The organism is Actinobacillus porcitonsillarum, from assembly GCF_003101015.1.
In the GTDB taxonomy this organism is placed as follows: domain Bacteria; phylum Pseudomonadota; class Gammaproteobacteria; order Enterobacterales; family Pasteurellaceae; genus Haemophilus_A; species Haemophilus_A porcitonsillarum.
Genome location: NZ_CP029206.1, coordinates 1,190,246 through 1,205,932, shown reverse-complemented (window position 1 = coordinate 1,205,932; position 15,687 = coordinate 1,190,246). Strand labels below are relative to the sequence as shown.

The 15,687-nt window shown below is 38.0% G+C and carries 16 protein-coding genes; 4 read left to right on the top strand and 12 right to left on the bottom strand.

Annotation, left to right across the window (positions count from 1 at the left end):
• Window positions 1–232 precede the first annotated feature (232 nt).
• From DDU33_RS05960 to DDU33_RS05930, 6 genes are all read right to left on the bottom strand, one after another.
• Complete coding sequence (locus DDU33_RS05960) at window positions 233–1,414, bottom strand: aspartate aminotransferase family protein (protein WP_108923736.1); 1,182 nt, start codon at window positions 1,412–1,414, stop codon at window positions 233–235.
• 169 nt (window positions 1,415–1,583) lie between these two features.
• Window positions 1,584–2,438: an acetylglutamate kinase gene (gene argB, locus DDU33_RS05955; RefSeq protein ID WP_108923734.1), complete on the bottom strand. Its 855-nt coding sequence runs from the start codon at window positions 2,436–2,438 to the stop codon at window positions 1,584–1,586.
• Between the two features lie 24 nt (window positions 2,439–2,462).
• Complete coding sequence (gene argC, locus DDU33_RS05950; RefSeq protein WP_108923732.1) at window positions 2,463–3,404, bottom strand: N-acetyl-gamma-glutamyl-phosphate reductase; 942 nt, start codon at window positions 3,402–3,404, stop codon at window positions 2,463–2,465.
• A gap of 150 nt (window positions 3,405–3,554) precedes the next feature.
• A complete protein-coding gene (gene deoD, locus DDU33_RS05945) occupies window positions 3,555–4,274 on the bottom strand; it encodes a purine-nucleoside phosphorylase (protein ID WP_005822742.1) in 720 nt (239 codons plus the stop codon).
• Between the two features lie 212 nt (window positions 4,275–4,486).
• Window positions 4,487–5,263, bottom strand: coding sequence for a deoxyribose-phosphate aldolase (deoC, locus tag DDU33_RS05935; protein ID WP_108923728.1), 777 nt, complete (start codon window positions 5,261–5,263; stop codon window positions 4,487–4,489).
• A 103-nt stretch (window positions 5,264–5,366) separates the two neighbouring features.
• Complete coding sequence (locus DDU33_RS05930) at window positions 5,367–6,629, bottom strand: NupC/NupG family nucleoside CNT transporter (RefSeq protein WP_108923726.1); 1,263 nt, start codon at window positions 6,627–6,629, stop codon at window positions 5,367–5,369.
• 253 nt (window positions 6,630–6,882) lie between these two features.
• On the opposite strand from DDU33_RS05930, the gene yczE reads away from it, so the two are divergent.
• The gene (yczE, locus tag DDU33_RS05925) at window positions 6,883–7,542 is read left to right on the top strand and encodes a membrane protein YczE (RefSeq protein WP_005820289.1); all 660 of its coding nucleotides are present in this window, start codon (window positions 6,883–6,885) and stop codon (window positions 7,540–7,542) included.
• A 25-nt stretch (window positions 7,543–7,567) separates the two neighbouring features.
• On the top strand, window positions 7,568–8,074 hold the full coding sequence (msrA, locus tag DDU33_RS05920) for a peptide-methionine (S)-S-oxide reductase MsrA (RefSeq protein ID WP_108923724.1): 507 nt from the start codon (window positions 7,568–7,570) through the stop codon (window positions 8,072–8,074).
• Between the two features lie 48 nt (window positions 8,075–8,122).
• Here msrA and DDU33_RS05915 read toward each other — a convergent pair whose 3' ends face one another.
• From DDU33_RS05915 to DDU33_RS05890, 6 genes are read right to left on the bottom strand one after another with little or no spacing between them, the layout of a single operon-like run.
• Window positions 8,123–8,923: a glycosyltransferase family 2 protein gene (locus DDU33_RS05915; RefSeq protein WP_108923722.1), complete on the bottom strand. Its 801-nt coding sequence runs from the start codon at window positions 8,921–8,923 to the stop codon at window positions 8,123–8,125.
• Window positions 8,923–9,804, bottom strand: a complete 882-nt coding sequence (locus DDU33_RS05910) for a glycosyltransferase family 2 protein (RefSeq protein WP_108923720.1) — start codon at window positions 9,802–9,804, stop codon at window positions 8,923–8,925. The genes DDU33_RS05915 and DDU33_RS05910 overlap by 1 nt, the downstream gene beginning before the upstream one ends.
• Window positions 9,804–10,982, bottom strand: coding sequence for a hypothetical protein (locus tag DDU33_RS05905; RefSeq protein WP_108923718.1), 1,179 nt, complete (start codon window positions 10,980–10,982; stop codon window positions 9,804–9,806). Before DDU33_RS05905 ends, DDU33_RS05910 begins: the two co-directional genes overlap by 1 nt.
• A complete protein-coding gene (locus DDU33_RS05900) occupies window positions 10,982–11,752 on the bottom strand; it encodes a glycosyltransferase family 25 protein (protein WP_108923716.1) in 771 nt (256 codons plus the stop codon). Before DDU33_RS05900 ends, DDU33_RS05905 begins: the two co-directional genes overlap by 1 nt.
• Window positions 11,753–11,754: 2 nt before the next feature.
• On the bottom strand, window positions 11,755–12,945 hold the full coding sequence (locus tag DDU33_RS05895; RefSeq protein ID WP_108923714.1) for a lipopolysaccharide biosynthesis protein: 1,191 nt from the start codon (window positions 12,943–12,945) through the stop codon (window positions 11,755–11,757).
• A complete protein-coding gene (locus DDU33_RS05890) occupies window positions 12,935–13,903 on the bottom strand; it encodes a polysaccharide pyruvyl transferase family protein (RefSeq protein WP_005820282.1) in 969 nt (322 codons plus the stop codon). The genes DDU33_RS05895 and DDU33_RS05890 overlap by 11 nt, the downstream gene beginning before the upstream one ends.
• Window positions 13,904–14,044: 141 nt before the next feature.
• On the opposite strand from DDU33_RS05890, the gene DDU33_RS05885 reads away from it, so the two are divergent.
• Together DDU33_RS05885 and DDU33_RS05880 are read left to right on the top strand one after the other, a co-directional pair.
• Window positions 14,045–14,788: a YdcF family protein gene (locus DDU33_RS05885; protein ID WP_108923712.1), complete on the top strand. Its 744-nt coding sequence runs from the start codon at window positions 14,045–14,047 to the stop codon at window positions 14,786–14,788.
• Between the two features lie 133 nt (window positions 14,789–14,921).
• Window positions 14,922–15,686: an ABC transporter ATP-binding protein gene (locus tag DDU33_RS05880; RefSeq protein ID WP_108923711.1), complete on the top strand. Its 765-nt coding sequence runs from the start codon at window positions 14,922–14,924 to the stop codon at window positions 15,684–15,686.
• Window position 15,687: the final 1 nt, after the last annotated feature.

The following is a 15,687-nucleotide window of genomic DNA, read 5'->3' as shown; positions in this document are numbered from 1 at the left end:
AGCCCCAAAAAACCACAATTTTCATAACAAAAAATTGTGAACAAAATTTAATTCATAAATAAATTTTATGCAAAAGTATTGCATTTTTCTTATTTTAGATGTATTTTAGGTTCGGTTGTACTTTGATTGCATTCATTTACAAAACTTACTCATTGGCAATCATTTATTTACATTTCTTAAAAAAATGGTCATCTTAATGATGACCATTTTTGATTATAGAAAAAGCAATCGATTACATCTTGCTGAGCACACTTTTCAATACTGAAATGCCATGTTCAATTTGCTCATCACTAATGATTAACGGTGGTAATAAGCGCAACTTTGTTTTTGCGGTTAAAAATAAAACGCCGTTTTCAATTGATTTTGCCACCACATCTGCGGCTTTAATGTTTTCCTCAAATTCAATGCCGAGCATTAAGCCTAACCCCGAGACCGATTTTACATGAGGTAAATCTGCCAAGGCTTGACGGAGTTTTTCCCCTTTACGGCTCACTTCTGCTAAAAAGTGATTATCTATTTTGGCGAGCACCGCATTTGCCGCCGCACAGCTTACCGGATTTGCACCAAAGGTCGAACCGTGGTCGCTTTTCCCAAGCGTATTTGCTACTTTTTCGCCTAGCACAAACGCGCCTATTGGCAAGCCGCCTCCCAAGCCTTTTGCTAACGTAATAATATCCGGCTGAAGTCCAAATTGTTGATAGGCAAATAAACTACCTGTACGCCCAATGCCGGTTTGTACTTCATCAATAATAAAAATAATATCTTGTGATTGGCATAATTGTTGCACCGCTTGCATATAGTCTGCCTCTAACGCACAAACGCCACCTTCGCCTTGCACCACTTCTAAGATAATGGCGCAAACATCGTTTTCTTTTAAACGTTGTTCAAGGGCTTGAATATCATTTGCCGGTGTATGCTCAAATCCTTGTGTGAACGGGAAAAAATGTTGATGGAAAACATCTTGCCCTGTTGCCGCTAAGGTTGAAATTGTCCGTCCGTGAAAAGAATTGACTAAACTTAAAACTGTTGCTCTGTCTTTGCCATATTTATCGTGACTATATTTACGAGCAGTTTTGATTGCACCTTCATTCGCTTCCGCCCCAGAATTAGCAAAAAATACACGTTTTAGACCGCTTGTATTGACCAATGTTTTGGCAAGCTGTGCCGAAGGCTCAGTAAAAAAGAGGTTAGAGGTATGTGCTAATTTACCGGCTTGATTAACAACCGCAGATAACCAATCTTCATCTGCCCAACCGAGGCTATTTACCCCAATACCGCTGGTAAAATCCAAATATTGCTTTCCGTCAAAATCCCATACATCGCAACCTTTACCGTGTGAAAGGGCTAAATCAAAACGCCCATAAGTTTGAGCAATATAATCATGATCTAATTTTTTGATGTCATTATTTGTCATTTTCTTTTCCTTATTTCGCCCACAGGCTTTTTTCTGTTACCAAGTATTTAAACTTTGTAAGATGAGCAAAGAAGCCTCATTTTTTTCGTAGGGGCGGGGATAAACCCTGCCCCTACACAAATTTCTTAAAATAGCTTACGTGCCAGTGCGACATAATATCGCAAAATGATTACTTTTTATAAAACCTTGTTCCATTTTTGCCACCAAATAATTCCACAAGAATGGCGTGTTCAATACGTCCGTCAATAATGTTAGCTTCAACACCGCCGGCATTGATAAAGTCGGTGCAGCAAGCAATTTTCGGAATCATTCCACCGGCAATAATGCCCTGATCAATCAAACCTTGCACCTCTCCCACTTCCACTTCAGGAATAAGGGTTTCTTCATCGTAGCGATCACGCAATAAACCGGCAATATCTGTCATATTTACTAGCTTTTCTGCTTTTAAGGCAATGGCAATTTTGCTCGCTGCCGTATCTGCATTGATGTTATACACTACGCCATTTTCATCTACGCCTACCGTAGAAACCACGGGGATAAAACCATTTTCTAGTGCCATTTTCAATGTATCGGTATTGACGTGCGTAATTTCGCCAACAAAGCCATAATCAACTTCATCTTGGAGCTTTTCACACAGCAACATATTGCCATCAATACCACACAGCCCAATCCCTTTCCCTTTTAATAAGGCAACTAGGCTTTTATTCACTTTTCCGGCTAACATCTGTAATACAACGTTAATTGTATCTTGATCGGTAACACGTAGCCCATTGATAAATTGTGGTTCTTTGCCTAATAGTTTTACCCCTTGAGAAATTTCAGGGCCTCCACCGTGAACCAATACGACTTTCACGCCTAGCTGGTTCAGCAAGAAAATATCTTGCATCACAGCTTTTTTTAAGCCCTCGTTAATCATCGCATTACCGCCGTATTTCACAACAATGGTTTTATCTTGCCATTGATTTAAATAAGCGGTCGATTTTTCTAATAAATTTGCAAGTTGATTGATTTCGTTGGTTTGCATATCGTCCTCGAGTACCGTTTCAAATTAAAGGGCTAATCCTGCCGTTTCTTCACGTCCTAGCATAATGTTCATACATTGCACCGCCGCACCTGATGCCCCCTTGCCCAAGTTATCAAAACGTGCAGCTAAAAGAACTTGGGTTTCATTGCCATAAACAAAGATTTCTAAATTATCTTTGCCCGTTAGTTGATTTGCGGCAAGCATACCGTCTTCAGGTAATGTCGCAAACGGATGTACGTGAATGAGTTTGCTGCCTTGATAATACTTCGCAAAGCAATTTGCAATTTCTTCGCCGGATTTGACCGCTTGTAACGCTGACATCGGGAGCGGAACCGTAACCAACATACCACTATAATAATCTGCAACGACTGGCGTAAAAATCGGTGGCTGTTGCGTGCCTGTGAGTGCTTGCATTTCAGGTAAATGTTTATGTTTAAGGGCTAAGCCATAAACACGTGGTGCAGCATATTTTTCTGCACGCTGTTCATCTTCATATTCGGCAATCATCGATTTTCCACCACCGGAATAGCCCGTTAAAGAGTGGCAAGAGAGTGGATAATCTGCCGGTAGAAGCCCTTTCTCAACCAATGGACGCACCAATGCGATATAACCCGTTGCGTGGCAACCGGGAACGGCAACACGATGAGCGTTTTTGATTTTTTTTGCTTGTCCGCTCAATTCCGCAAAGCCATACACCCAATCCGGATTAACACGATGAGCTGTTGATGTATCACAAATTTTAGCGTGGCTTGGTGCGTGAGCGACTAATTCTTTTGACGCCTCGTCCGGCAAGCAGAGAAAAGTTAAATCCGCTTCTGCCACTTTTGCAACACGTGCATTGAGGTCTTTACGTTGATCTTCAGGTAAGGTTAAAAGTTCAATATCCTCGGCATCAGCTAAGCGATCAAAAATGCGTAGTCCTGTTGTTCCCACTGCGCCATCGACAAAAATTTTATATTTGCTCATTATTCTTCCTTTTGTTTGTTTATACGAGCGTAGTTTATGCCTATTTTTTCTTAAACTCAAGCAAAATGAATAATTATTCATTTTTTATGAATTTTAATTCCAACCTAATCGAAAAAAAATCCCCTAGCCTAAGCTAAGGGATTAAGTGAATTATTCAGCTTTATCGCCGATCAATACTGACTCTAACGCCACTTCAATCATATCATTGAAGGTTAATTGACGCTCTTCAGCTGTGGTTTGTTCGTGAGTACGAATATGGTCTGAAACTGTACAAATTGCTAATGCTTTTGCACCGAACTCTGCTGCAACACCATAGATACCCGCCGCTTCCATTTCAACACCTAAGATGCCGTATTTTTCCATTACATCAAACATAGATGGATCTGGAGTATAGAAAAGATCAGCAGAGAATAAGTTACCCACACGGATATTCACGCCTTTTTCTTTCGCTGCTTGAACAGCTGCCGCGGTCATATCAAAATCTGCGATTGCAGCAAAATCGTGATCTTTAAAACGCATACGGTTTACTTTAGAGTCTGTACACGCACCTAAGCCGATAACTACATCACGTAATTTCACATCTTCACGAACCGCACCGCAAGAACCGACACGAATGATTTTTTTCACGCCATATTCAGTAATTAACTCTTTCGCATAGATTGAGCAAGATGGGATACCCATACCGTGTCCCATTACAGAAATACGGCGACCTTTGTAAGTACCGGTATAACCGAACATATTACGAACGTTTGTTACTTGTTCTGCATTTTCTAAGAAAGTTTCTGCGATGTATTTTGCACGAAGCGGATCGCCCGGCATAATTACAACATCTGCAAATGCACCAGCCGGTGCGTTAATATGTGGAGTCATTTTTTTGTTCCTCTGTTTGTTTTATAAAATGAGATTTTCCCCCTCTCCCTGATTTTGCTTCTAAACGAAGCAAAATCTTTCCCTCTCCCACAAGGGGCGAGGGTTTTAATCTACTATTATTCTGGTAATAGCATTTTACTCTCTCCCCTTGTGGGAGAGAGACAGCCATAGGCTTCGTTCAGAAATCTATGGCAGAGAGAGGGGAATTTACCTTAATACCCAGCAACCACTTTAGCTTGTTGGTCATTCAACGTGGCTAAAAGATTTGCCAATAAACTTGAAGCACCAAAACGGAAATGCGCTGGGTTAATCCAATCTTTTCCTAAAATTTCAGCCGTTAATGCAAGATATTGCTCAGCTTCTTCACTGGTTTTTACACCACCGGCAGCTTTAAAGCCCACTTTATCGGTGGCATTTAAATCACGGATAGTCTCTAACATAATACGTGCCGATTCAAGTGTTGCGTTTACCGGCACTTTACCGGTTGAGGTTTTAATAAAATCAGCGCCGGCTTGAATTGCAATTTCGCTCGCTCTACGAATTAGCGCTTCTGTTTTTAATTCGCCGCTCTCAATAATCACTTTTAATGCAACATTTTGAGCAAAACAGACCGCTTTACATTGTTTAACCAGCTCAAAGCCAACCTCTTCATTCCCTGCCATCAATGCTCGATATGGGAAAACGACATCGACTTCATCAGCACCGTAAGCAACAGCGGCTTTCGTTTCAGCCACTGCAATATCAATATCATCATTCCCATGCGGAAAGTTAGTCACCGTGGCAATTTTTACATGAGAAATGCCGGTTTCTTTTAATGCTTTACGAGCAATCGGTACAAAGCGAGGATAAACGCAAACCGCTGCCGGTGTACCAAAAGCGGTGTTCGCTTGTTGGCAAAGGGCAATCACTTTTTCATCAGTATCGTTATCGTTTAAGGTGGTTAAGTCCATCAATGACAACGCTGTTTTCGCTGAATCTTTTAAGCTCATGATGAGCCTCCTATTATAATCAGGCACAATCAAGCAAACGTTTCCGTGCCTCAGATACAACAACACCACTGTTGCCAGTGGTGTTTTATCTAGTTAAGTTCGGTTAAAGAACCGAACCGCCTAAACCAATGAATAAACCTGCAATGGTCGCACTCATTAAGTTTGCAAGCGAACCTGCGATAACCGCTTTAATCCCTAATTTTGCGATATCGCCACGACGATTTGGCGCCATACCACCTAAACCACCAATTAAAATTGCAATTGAGCTAAAGTTTGCGAAACCACAAAGTGCAAAGGTAATAATTGCTTTGGTTTTATCGGTTAATTGGATTGCTGATTCTGGACTTAAATATTTAGAGAACTCTAAGTATCCTACGAATTCATTAATCGCTAATTTCGTTCCGATCATTTGACCTGCAATATGTGCTTCTTCCCAAGGCACACCGATTACCCATGCAAGCGGTCTAAATACCCAACCGAAAACCATGCCTAATGATAATTCAGGCATACCGAACCAAGCACCGACACCACCAAGCATACCGTTTAATAATGCAATTAACGCTACGAATGCAATTAACATTGCACCCACGTTTAATGCAAGTTGCATACCAGCACCTGCACCTGCAGCCGCAGCATCTAAAATGTTTGCTGGCTGTTCTAGTTCAACTTTCGTCATATCATCGTTGAATTGTTCAGTTTGTGGTAATAAGATTTTCGCAAATAATAAACCTGCCGGTGCCGCCATAAATGAAGCTGCGATTAAATAAGTTAATGGCACGCCCATACCTGCATAACCCGCCATTACAGAACCTGCAATAGACGCTAAACCACCTGACATTACAGCGAATAATTCAGATTGAGTCATTTTGCTAATATAAGGTTTAACAATAAGCGGAGCTTCTGTTTGACCAACAAAGATATTAGCAGCAGCAGACATTGACTCTGCTTTTGAAGTACCAAGGAGTTTTTGTAATGCACCACCGATAATTTTAATTAAAACTTGCATTACGCCAATATAATAGAGGAGAGAAATAAGAGCAGAGAAGAAAACAATAGAAGGAAGAACACGTACAGCGAAAATAAAACCATCTCCGCCCATTACTTCAAAAATTTTATCGCTGGCTAAGCCACCGAAAACGAATTTAATCCCTTCAAAACCGTAACCAATAACATTGTTCACTCCATCCGCTAATGCTTGTAAAGCTTGACGACCAATTGGCACATAAAGCACTAATGCGCCTAAACCGATTTGTAAACCTAATGCACCAAATACGGTACGGTAATTAATTGCTTTTTTATTGGTTGAAAGCACAAAAGCAATCGCTAAAAGCACAACAATACCTAACAGGCTGTTTAACGTACTCATAAAATAACCTCAAAAGAAAAAATTAATCGTTTTTTACCTCAAAAAACGAGCCTAGAAAAAAGTTCCGTAACTATACAGATTTTTACAAAAAAAATCTTGTGCTTTTTGTGAATTTTGAGAGATATGCCTCAAAATTTTAACGCTTTTTTACAATGCACTTCTCTGCTTCTATAACTTAGATGAAAATGTTATAACAGTTTAAAAAGAGTATGTTATATTGCTTACATGATTTTCCGTTATAACCAAACACCGTATGTCGAAAAAAACACCGATTCCTCTCATGCCTTGGGCTGCCTCTCATCAATGGGAAGTAAAATGGCTCAATCTCGCCATCATCTCTATTGCTATGGCAAGCATGGGCATTGGGGAAGGATTATTAGTGTTAGCGCAATTCGGTAACGCACCTTGGACTGTGCTTTCACAAGGGATTGCACTACAAGCAGGCATATCATTAGGTGTTTCTATTGCACTTATTAGCGTTGTTGTTCTTTTACTTTGGGTTCCATTCAAATTGCGTTTCGGGCTTGGCACCATACTCAACATCTTAATTATCGCGTTTTTTGCTGATCTCACCACCCGAGTTCTCTCTTCGCCAGAAGCCATATTTACTCGTATCAGTTTTATGCTTCTCGGTATTTTCATTTTTGGTGTGGGTACAGCATTTTACCTTTCTTGTAAATTAGGTGCCGGACCTCGTGATGGATTGATGGTGGGAATTTGCCAGAAATATGGCTGGAATGTAGGGAAAGTAAGAACGGCAATTGAAGTGAGTGTCTGCGGTTTTGGTATATTTCTAGGCGGCACTTTTGGGGTGAGTACACTGCTCTTTGCTATTAGCGTAGGCTGGATTATTCAAGGCACTTATATTTTATTAGAAAAACGTTTTACTGTTTCAGTAAGCGGTCAAATTTAATTTACCTTTTACCAATGAGGAAACTATGTCAAATATCCATGAGATTTATTTAGCAGGCGGCTGCTTTTGGGGAACCGAAGCCTTTATGCAACGTATCAATGGTGTAATTGATGCTCAATCGGGCTACGCCAATGGCAATACGGATAATCCGAGCTATCAAGATGTTTGTGCCGGTAGTGGTCATGCTGAAGTGGTTAAAGTCACTTACGATGCAGATAAAATTTCTTTAGCTAAATTATTGGATTATTATTTCAAAGTCATCGATCCAGTGAGTGTGAATCAACAAGGGGAAGATAAAGGGATTCAATATCGCACAGGGATTTACTATGTTGATCCACAAGATATTCCCGTCATCAATCATGCTTTAGCAGAGTTACAAAAACAGTATGCTGAGCCACTTGCAGTCGAAAATGAGATGTTGGAACATTACTTTCCGGCAGAAGAGTATCATCAAGATTATTTAGATAAAAACCCAAATGGCTATTGCCATATTGATATTCAATTGATGAATGAAATTCTAAAAAATCAATAAAAAAACAAAAAATCGCTATAACATTTGAGGTTATAGCGATTTTTTGTTTTATTTTCTTAATAGACCATAAACTGCTTTCAACATACCTAATGGTAAAATTCTTGGAATAGCTCTCATTAAGAAAATTGCAAAGCCACTTAGTGGATCATGGATATGCAATTGATTTTTGAGTTTGTAAAGTTCCCACTCATATTTAAATTGTCCCATACCACGGCGGCGACCAACCATACCGTTTCCTACTCGAGCATACACAAGAATATCAGGTAAGTTAGCCACTTTTAGCCCTGTTGCAACCATTTTTATCCAGAGCGTATAGTCTTCTTGTAGCCCTTGATAACCACCACACTCTAATACTTTCGATTTTTGATAAGCCACGGTCATATGGTTAAATGGACAACGCAAGCGGGTAAATTTAATGATTTCTTTGCTATCGGTTGGCACATTGCGATAGGCAACAATATCTTGAATATGTTCGCCAAATTCTGCAATTTGCCCACCAAAAATAATGGTCTCAGGATTTTGTTCAATAAAAGCGACTTGTTTTTCAAAACGTTCTGGTACACAAATATCATCGGTATCCATTCTGAAAACCCACTCATGTGAGCAATAGTTTAGCCCGTCATTGAGTGTTTTTCCTAAGCCTCGGTTTTGAGGAAAACGAACCGCTTTAATTGGTAATTGTGTTTCATACTCTTGCACAACAGCATCTAGTTCAGGAGTAACGGGTCCATCAAACAGTACAACAACTTCATCCGCTTGCACCGTCTGTGTTTTCAAGCTATCAAAACATTCACGTAAAAATTGAGGATTTTCTTTCGTATATAACGACATTAAGACCGAAAATTTCATTAAATAAACCTTTTCATATTGATTGCTAACTTAGGTGAAATAAATGTCACTAACGCAATAATCAGATGTTTGAAACTATGACTTATTTTAAACATCTTAAAATAATAACTTGCCGCTTGGCGTGATAAATTCATCGCACACGGATAAGCCAACATATAAAGCGAATTAAGTGCAAAATGCTTTTGCTGTTCTGGTGTTTTGACATATTTTTGCTGAATTTGCTCAATCGCTTTTTCTGTATTTGTTGTATTGGTTGAAACACTGGCTCGTTTTGTATGGAATCCACAAATACTGAGTGGCTGATCGACAAAAATCGCTTTGAGTTCTGCATTTGAAACAACTTTCAATACAAATTCATAATCTTCCAACGATTTTAAATCTGTCGCTAACCCGCCCAGCTGTTCGAAAAACGTTTTTTTAATTCCAATCATCGGCATTCCGCCCACTTTATTCGCTAAGAGAATATTCTCTAGCGTTAAGAGCTCCGGTGTCATTGGCTTTGTGATATAGCTAAAACCTTCATTAACCATCTCGCATTTTGCCGGATGATAAATAAAATTGCTGTCGGGTTGTGCTGTAATGGCTTTCGCCAATAACTCACATTTGTTATCCGCAAAACGGTCATCATCATCAAGAAAAAGTAACCACTCTCCCGAAGCATTTTCTGCCCCGACATTACGGCTTCCTGCAGCACCTTTATTCTTTTCATTGCGAATGACTTTTACCTCAAAATCATACGATTGATCGACTTTGAGCGGTTGAGGAGAACAATCATCAACAATGATGACTTCAAAATTTTTAACCGTTTGCTGCGTTAAACTTTCCAATAATGCGGGAATTTCTGCATTACGATTATAAGAAGGCACAATAATACTAAACATTATTTTCTCTCAAAGATCTTTAATTTTCCGTTATTTCCAAATAAAGAAATAAACATTAAAAAGGTCGTCATTAGCCCCGGATAAGCATAAGTATCTGCTTTGATATTCAATACGCTAAGTAAAAACAGTGTTGATAAAATATAAATCCAACTGCCGTTAAACCAATTATCTGCTATACGTTTTACAAAATAAGCCGTAAATAAGAAACAAACGACAATATAACCTACACCACCATATAATGCTTGACGAATAAAGCCTGAATCAGAGCCACCGTAATAACTCCAACCATTTGGTTGATAATATAAACCATCGCCCATCATTAGTTGTTTTAATTCCGGCATAAATAAATGTTTATTTAACAGCGTATCTGTCGATGAACTCAAATTATTACCATGAAATAAATTAATCAACGGCTCTAAAGCATGTTCAACGTAAGGATGCGTTGGGTAAAAATAAGCTAAACCTAAACATAATAACCCAAATGCAACAAGTGCCGGAATATAACGAATACGGAAATAAATAAAAATACTTACCGCTGAAAAAATTAAAAATGTACGCCCTGAAATTAATCCGATACACAGTAATAAAAAGAGATACACATTATTAAGTGGCTTAGTTTTTGCATGTACCGCTAAAATAAAATGTAACAACATTAAATAAAAAGCACTTAATGGGAAAAATGCCGATGAAGTTAAATTATAAAGGCGGTATTCTTGCTCAGAACCAATAAAACGAGGTAAATGTCCCCCCATCACAGAGTTTGTATTAATCGCTAAATCCACCACAAACGGCACTCCGAGTAGCGCTAATATACCAATAACACCTTGAACAGAAATACCGATATTCAAATCACGCATAAGTTGTGGCTTGTTTTCAGCATTTAAATAAAAGACGTTGTAAATCACTATACCAAAGCAAAATACGATAAAGGATTTGACATACATACTGATAACGCCGAATTCTCGTGTGCCATTCACGAGAAGAGGGATAACCGATAAAACAATTAAGGCAAGGCTAACCATTAAACTATCCACCGGAATCACAAATTGCGTTTGTGCTTTGTTATACCATTTATAGCCGAACCATAACATAGCAACAACGCCGAATAGCAAGCTCATACGTATCACATGGAAAAACCAAGGATCATATAAATAAAATAAATTGACTAAAGCGGACATTATAGGTTTCTCTTAATTGCAAGAAGCTTTTTCAATGGAAATTTCAATAATTTCTTCAGCATATTATTATTGAGTGAACCACGTAATGCTTCTAAATTACTCACTAATGTTGGATTTTCAATTGCCATTAACGGACGTACTACCAAAATATCCATATCGAATTTTTCGCCAAACCAAATAAAATCATCAGCCAACCAAAAAGGTAACGTTTTTTGTTGTTCCATTAGAAAACGGCGAGCTGCTGATTTTTTTATTAAATAAGCCACTGTTCCAGCAAAATAATTCTTATAAGGATAGGCGTAAAAATAGCCTGTTTGCCCAATCTTTTTCTGCATCCATTTAAAGGTTGTTGGGTAATTTATACTTAACTCAACATCATCAAAAGTAGGGATTTTAGATTGTCCGACTAATACAATATCTGCCGTCAGTTTTTCATTTAATAAAGCGGTCAAATTTTCATTAAAATTTGCCGAAAAGAGTACATCATCTTCACAAACTAAAGCGTAATCCTCTTCAGCAATGCTTTCATCATCAACAATCCATTGATAAACATTTAAATGGCTCATGGTACAGCCAATTTCACCTTTGGTAACGGCTCGGTGGTAATGTTTTTCAAATTGAGTGACATCAAACATGTTTTCCAATTCTTCTGATGATAAACTCATTGTGTTGATTGCACTGAAGATTTGAAAATCTTGTGTGTCTGGTTGAGAGAAAAAGAGCTCACGTCTTTGCACATCTTTTTCTAAAGAAATTAAATATTTTTTCATTTTTACTCTGCTTTTGATAATTTCACCGGATATTTAAAATAATATACGATTGAAATAATTAAACGGGTCATACTTGCCCCAATAAAGGCATAAGCTACACCATATAATTGATATTCTTTTAAATAGAAGAATAATCCAACAAAAATCACTAAGGAAATAACTTGCCGTGTTGCTAATAAAATTTGTTTACCTTGTAACAACATATTTTGCGACAAGATCCATGATAAGCCCGCAATAATAGAATTTAGAATAAACAAAATTAAAACCGGAGCAACTTCAACATATTTCGCACTAAAGAAAAAGCGAATCACGGGCTCTGCTAATAATGGCACTAAAATAATTGCCGCAACACTCATTAAAAATACAATAATGAGTACCGATTTAAGTCGATTTACATGATTCAACAATCCTGAATAATAATAGTCACTTAACATATTGATAAATTTCGTGACTAACGAATCAAAAATAATACAAACCGTGTAAAGCCCTAAAACATAATTTCCTAATAAAGACACAATTAAAAATTTATCAATACTGGAAGTCGTTGCCCCAAAAGTTTGATACAAATTCTGCTTAAACCACGTTTTAAGAAAGAATTTTCGATCAATTTCAGTGACATCATGCGTTTTTACAAACTGGCGTTCTAATTTTGTTAAATAAAATAAACAAGCAATGCCTTGAATAGCACTGAAGAGCGTTAAAAGGTAAATTGCTACTTCAAGCGGTTGCTCACCTAAAAATAAATAACCTAAACCATAAACCAGCACCAACAATACCGGTTGCTGAAAAGTGAGGGCTCGATAAACCTTTAATGTCGGTTCAATTTTACTTTTTTCAAGCGTAATCGTTAAAATCGCGGTCAGTAAAACATTGAGAATAAAGAGAAATTCAAATGCCGTAAAATCAAAGAATAAGCAACTTAATGCAGCAACAACAGCACTCAAAATCAAAAAGCAAAGAAAATAAAATCGCCAACCTAAATACTGCTTATTACGCATAGACAACGCACAAGCAAACCCGACACCTCCCGTGGAAAGCGTCACAACATAAGAGACTGTTGTAATAAAGAGCTGATGCGCGCCACGATCATCAACAGAAAGAAAGCGTGCAAGTATAAAGGAGCTCACGACCGTTAGCCCCATACTTAATATAGTTACCGCAATAAGCGTAATAAGTTGTCGATTATTTTTCATATAATTTCGTATAAGAAATTTCTTTCGTCCATTGATTATAGTAACCCGTATTTTTACCATATGAGTTATCACATACCTCATTTGGCAATCCTAACAAGCAAGAGAAAATATGCCCATGCAAACGGCTTGTTACAACACGATCATAACTTAAAAAAATCGTTTGACAGCGTTGAATCACTTGCATTGAATGTTGATACCATAAATCATTAATTTTATTTTTCAAAAACGCTAAATGGAAGCGATTTGCTAACTTTGAAATACGGCTACACCAAAGCTCAAATTTCATATCACTTGGTAATAAAATATCTTCCCAATCTTTTACATTATCTAAATTTGGTAAAGTCGCTTGGATTTCAGCTTCAATATGGCTCTTCTCGATATCTTTACGTAAAAAATAAAGTGTTTGCCCATTGGTTTGGCTTAAATCTTTTTGCGGTAAAGTTCCATAAAGTTGATGAGCCATGTCTGGCGACAATTTAACCTTATCAGAAAAATGCATTTTCATGAGTTCAAAAGTTTTTGTATCACGAGAAAACAAATGTAAATCAGGGTGTTTAGCAAAAATTGCCGCTGATTTTTTCATCGCCTCATCATTTGAAAAATGCGCTGTTTGAGGTAATAAAATCACTCGATTATTAGGGAATTCACGCACAATATCTTCACGCATTTTTTGAATACTTGGATAAAGATCGCCAAAATTACCACCGCCATGGCACAAAATCGTTGTATTTTTATTAACATATTTTTTGGCTTCGGCTAAATCAAATGCTTGTAAGCAACGGCGTAAACGAATATTGATTTGATAATCTTTAAAAAACTGCTCTGTGCCGGCGTAAATCAGTAAATCACCGACATTAAGATGTAAAGGATAGTCAAAATATAGCACATCATTTTTATCAATGATGCACTCTTCAATTTGTTTTAATTGTTGTTTTAAAGATAGAAGTACTGGGTTCATATGTAAATAAAATCCTAAAAAAGTAAACGCCTATAAGACAAATCCGAGCCAAAACTGTTCCCTTAATTAAGGGATAAAAAATAATGGTGCATTTTAGCAATAAATCACGCAAAATACGCTAAAAAAATTAAAAGGATCGTTATGCTTTTTTATCTCACAAAAATTCTCACGGCAATGGCACTTCCGCCTTTTAACATTGCGGTAATTTGGATTTTATCTCTGATTTTTTACCGCTTGCATTACAAAAAAATCAGCCGAAGTTTGACTATTCTTGGCATTGCATTGCTTTATCTCTTTAGCACGCCGTTTATGGCAACGCTTTTAAGCAACTCTTTAGTCAAAGAAAACACTTTAACACTACAAGATTATCGCCAAGCACAAGCCATCGTTGTGTTAGGTGGTGGTTTACGTGATAGCAACGAGTTATACGGAAAACTAACGGTTACAAATAATGAGCTAGAACGTATGCGTTATGCCGCGTACTTACATAAAGAAACACAATTACCCATTTTAGCAACAGGCTCGGCACCAAATGGAAATTCAGAAGCTGAAATCATTGCCAAGGAATTTAAACAGTTTTTTGATGTCCCGACAAAATGGATTGAGAGCCAGGCAAAAACGACAAAAGAAAATGCGTTATATACGAAAGATATCTTAGAAAAAGAAGGCATCAATACTATTATTCTTGTTACTCAAAATTGGCATATGCAACGAGCCAAACTTTTGTTTGAACAACAAGGTTTTCACGTATTACCCGCAGGTGTTGGTTATGGGAAAACGCCTTCTGAGTATATTAATTTTATGTATTTTGTCCCACAATCGGGCGCAATGGACAATATTATGCTATTCCTAAAAGAATGGCTCGGTTATTGGAAAGAAAAATAGCATAGCTAAAATTGCGTAATTAAACAGCAAACTCATCATTAATTCGCAAAGAAATGTAAAACCTGTTTTAATGAGAATAATTTACAATTAGAATAATTACCTATTTTAGGTTTTACATTTCACTCGGATTTTTATGTTTGTGGTTAAACAGGCAAGTTTTGCCATTCCAAATCGTACGCTGTTACAGCCGATTTCGGTGCAATTTGAACAAGGAAAAGTGTATGGATTGATCGGGCATAACGGCTCAGGCAAATCCACTTTAATCAAATTGCTTGCCAAACAGCAACCGCTTTCATCGGGTGAAATTCTTTTTGATAACCAACCGCTTGACGCTTGGTCAAACCGTGAGTTTGCCAAACGTGTCGCTTATCTTCCACAACATCTTCCACAAGCCACCAACTTAACCGCAAAAGAGCTAATTGCAATGGGGCGTTATGCGTGGAACGGGCTTTTTGGTCGTCAAACGGCTCAAGACAAGCAGGCGATTGAGCGTGCTTTAGCTCTGACACATACGGAAAAATTTGCCGATCAGCTAGTCGATGTGTTATCGGGTGGCGAACGTTCTCGTATTTGGCTGGCAATGTTGCTGGCACAACAAAGTCAATTTTTACTGTTAGACGAACCTTTGGCGGCGTTAGATATTGCTCATCAAGTGGAAGTAATGGAACTGATCCAGCAACTGAGCCGAGAGCTGAATTTAGGCGTGATCATTGTGATCCACGATATTAACCTTGCTTCTCGCTACTGCGATCATCTTGTCGCTCTGCACAGTGGCAAGTTACTTGCTGAAGGCAATTCTCAACAAATTATCAATACCCCATCTTTAAAGGCGATTTATGGGATTGAGCTGAATGTGATCAACCACCCTGAAACGGGCAGACCTGTGAGTTTTTATTAAG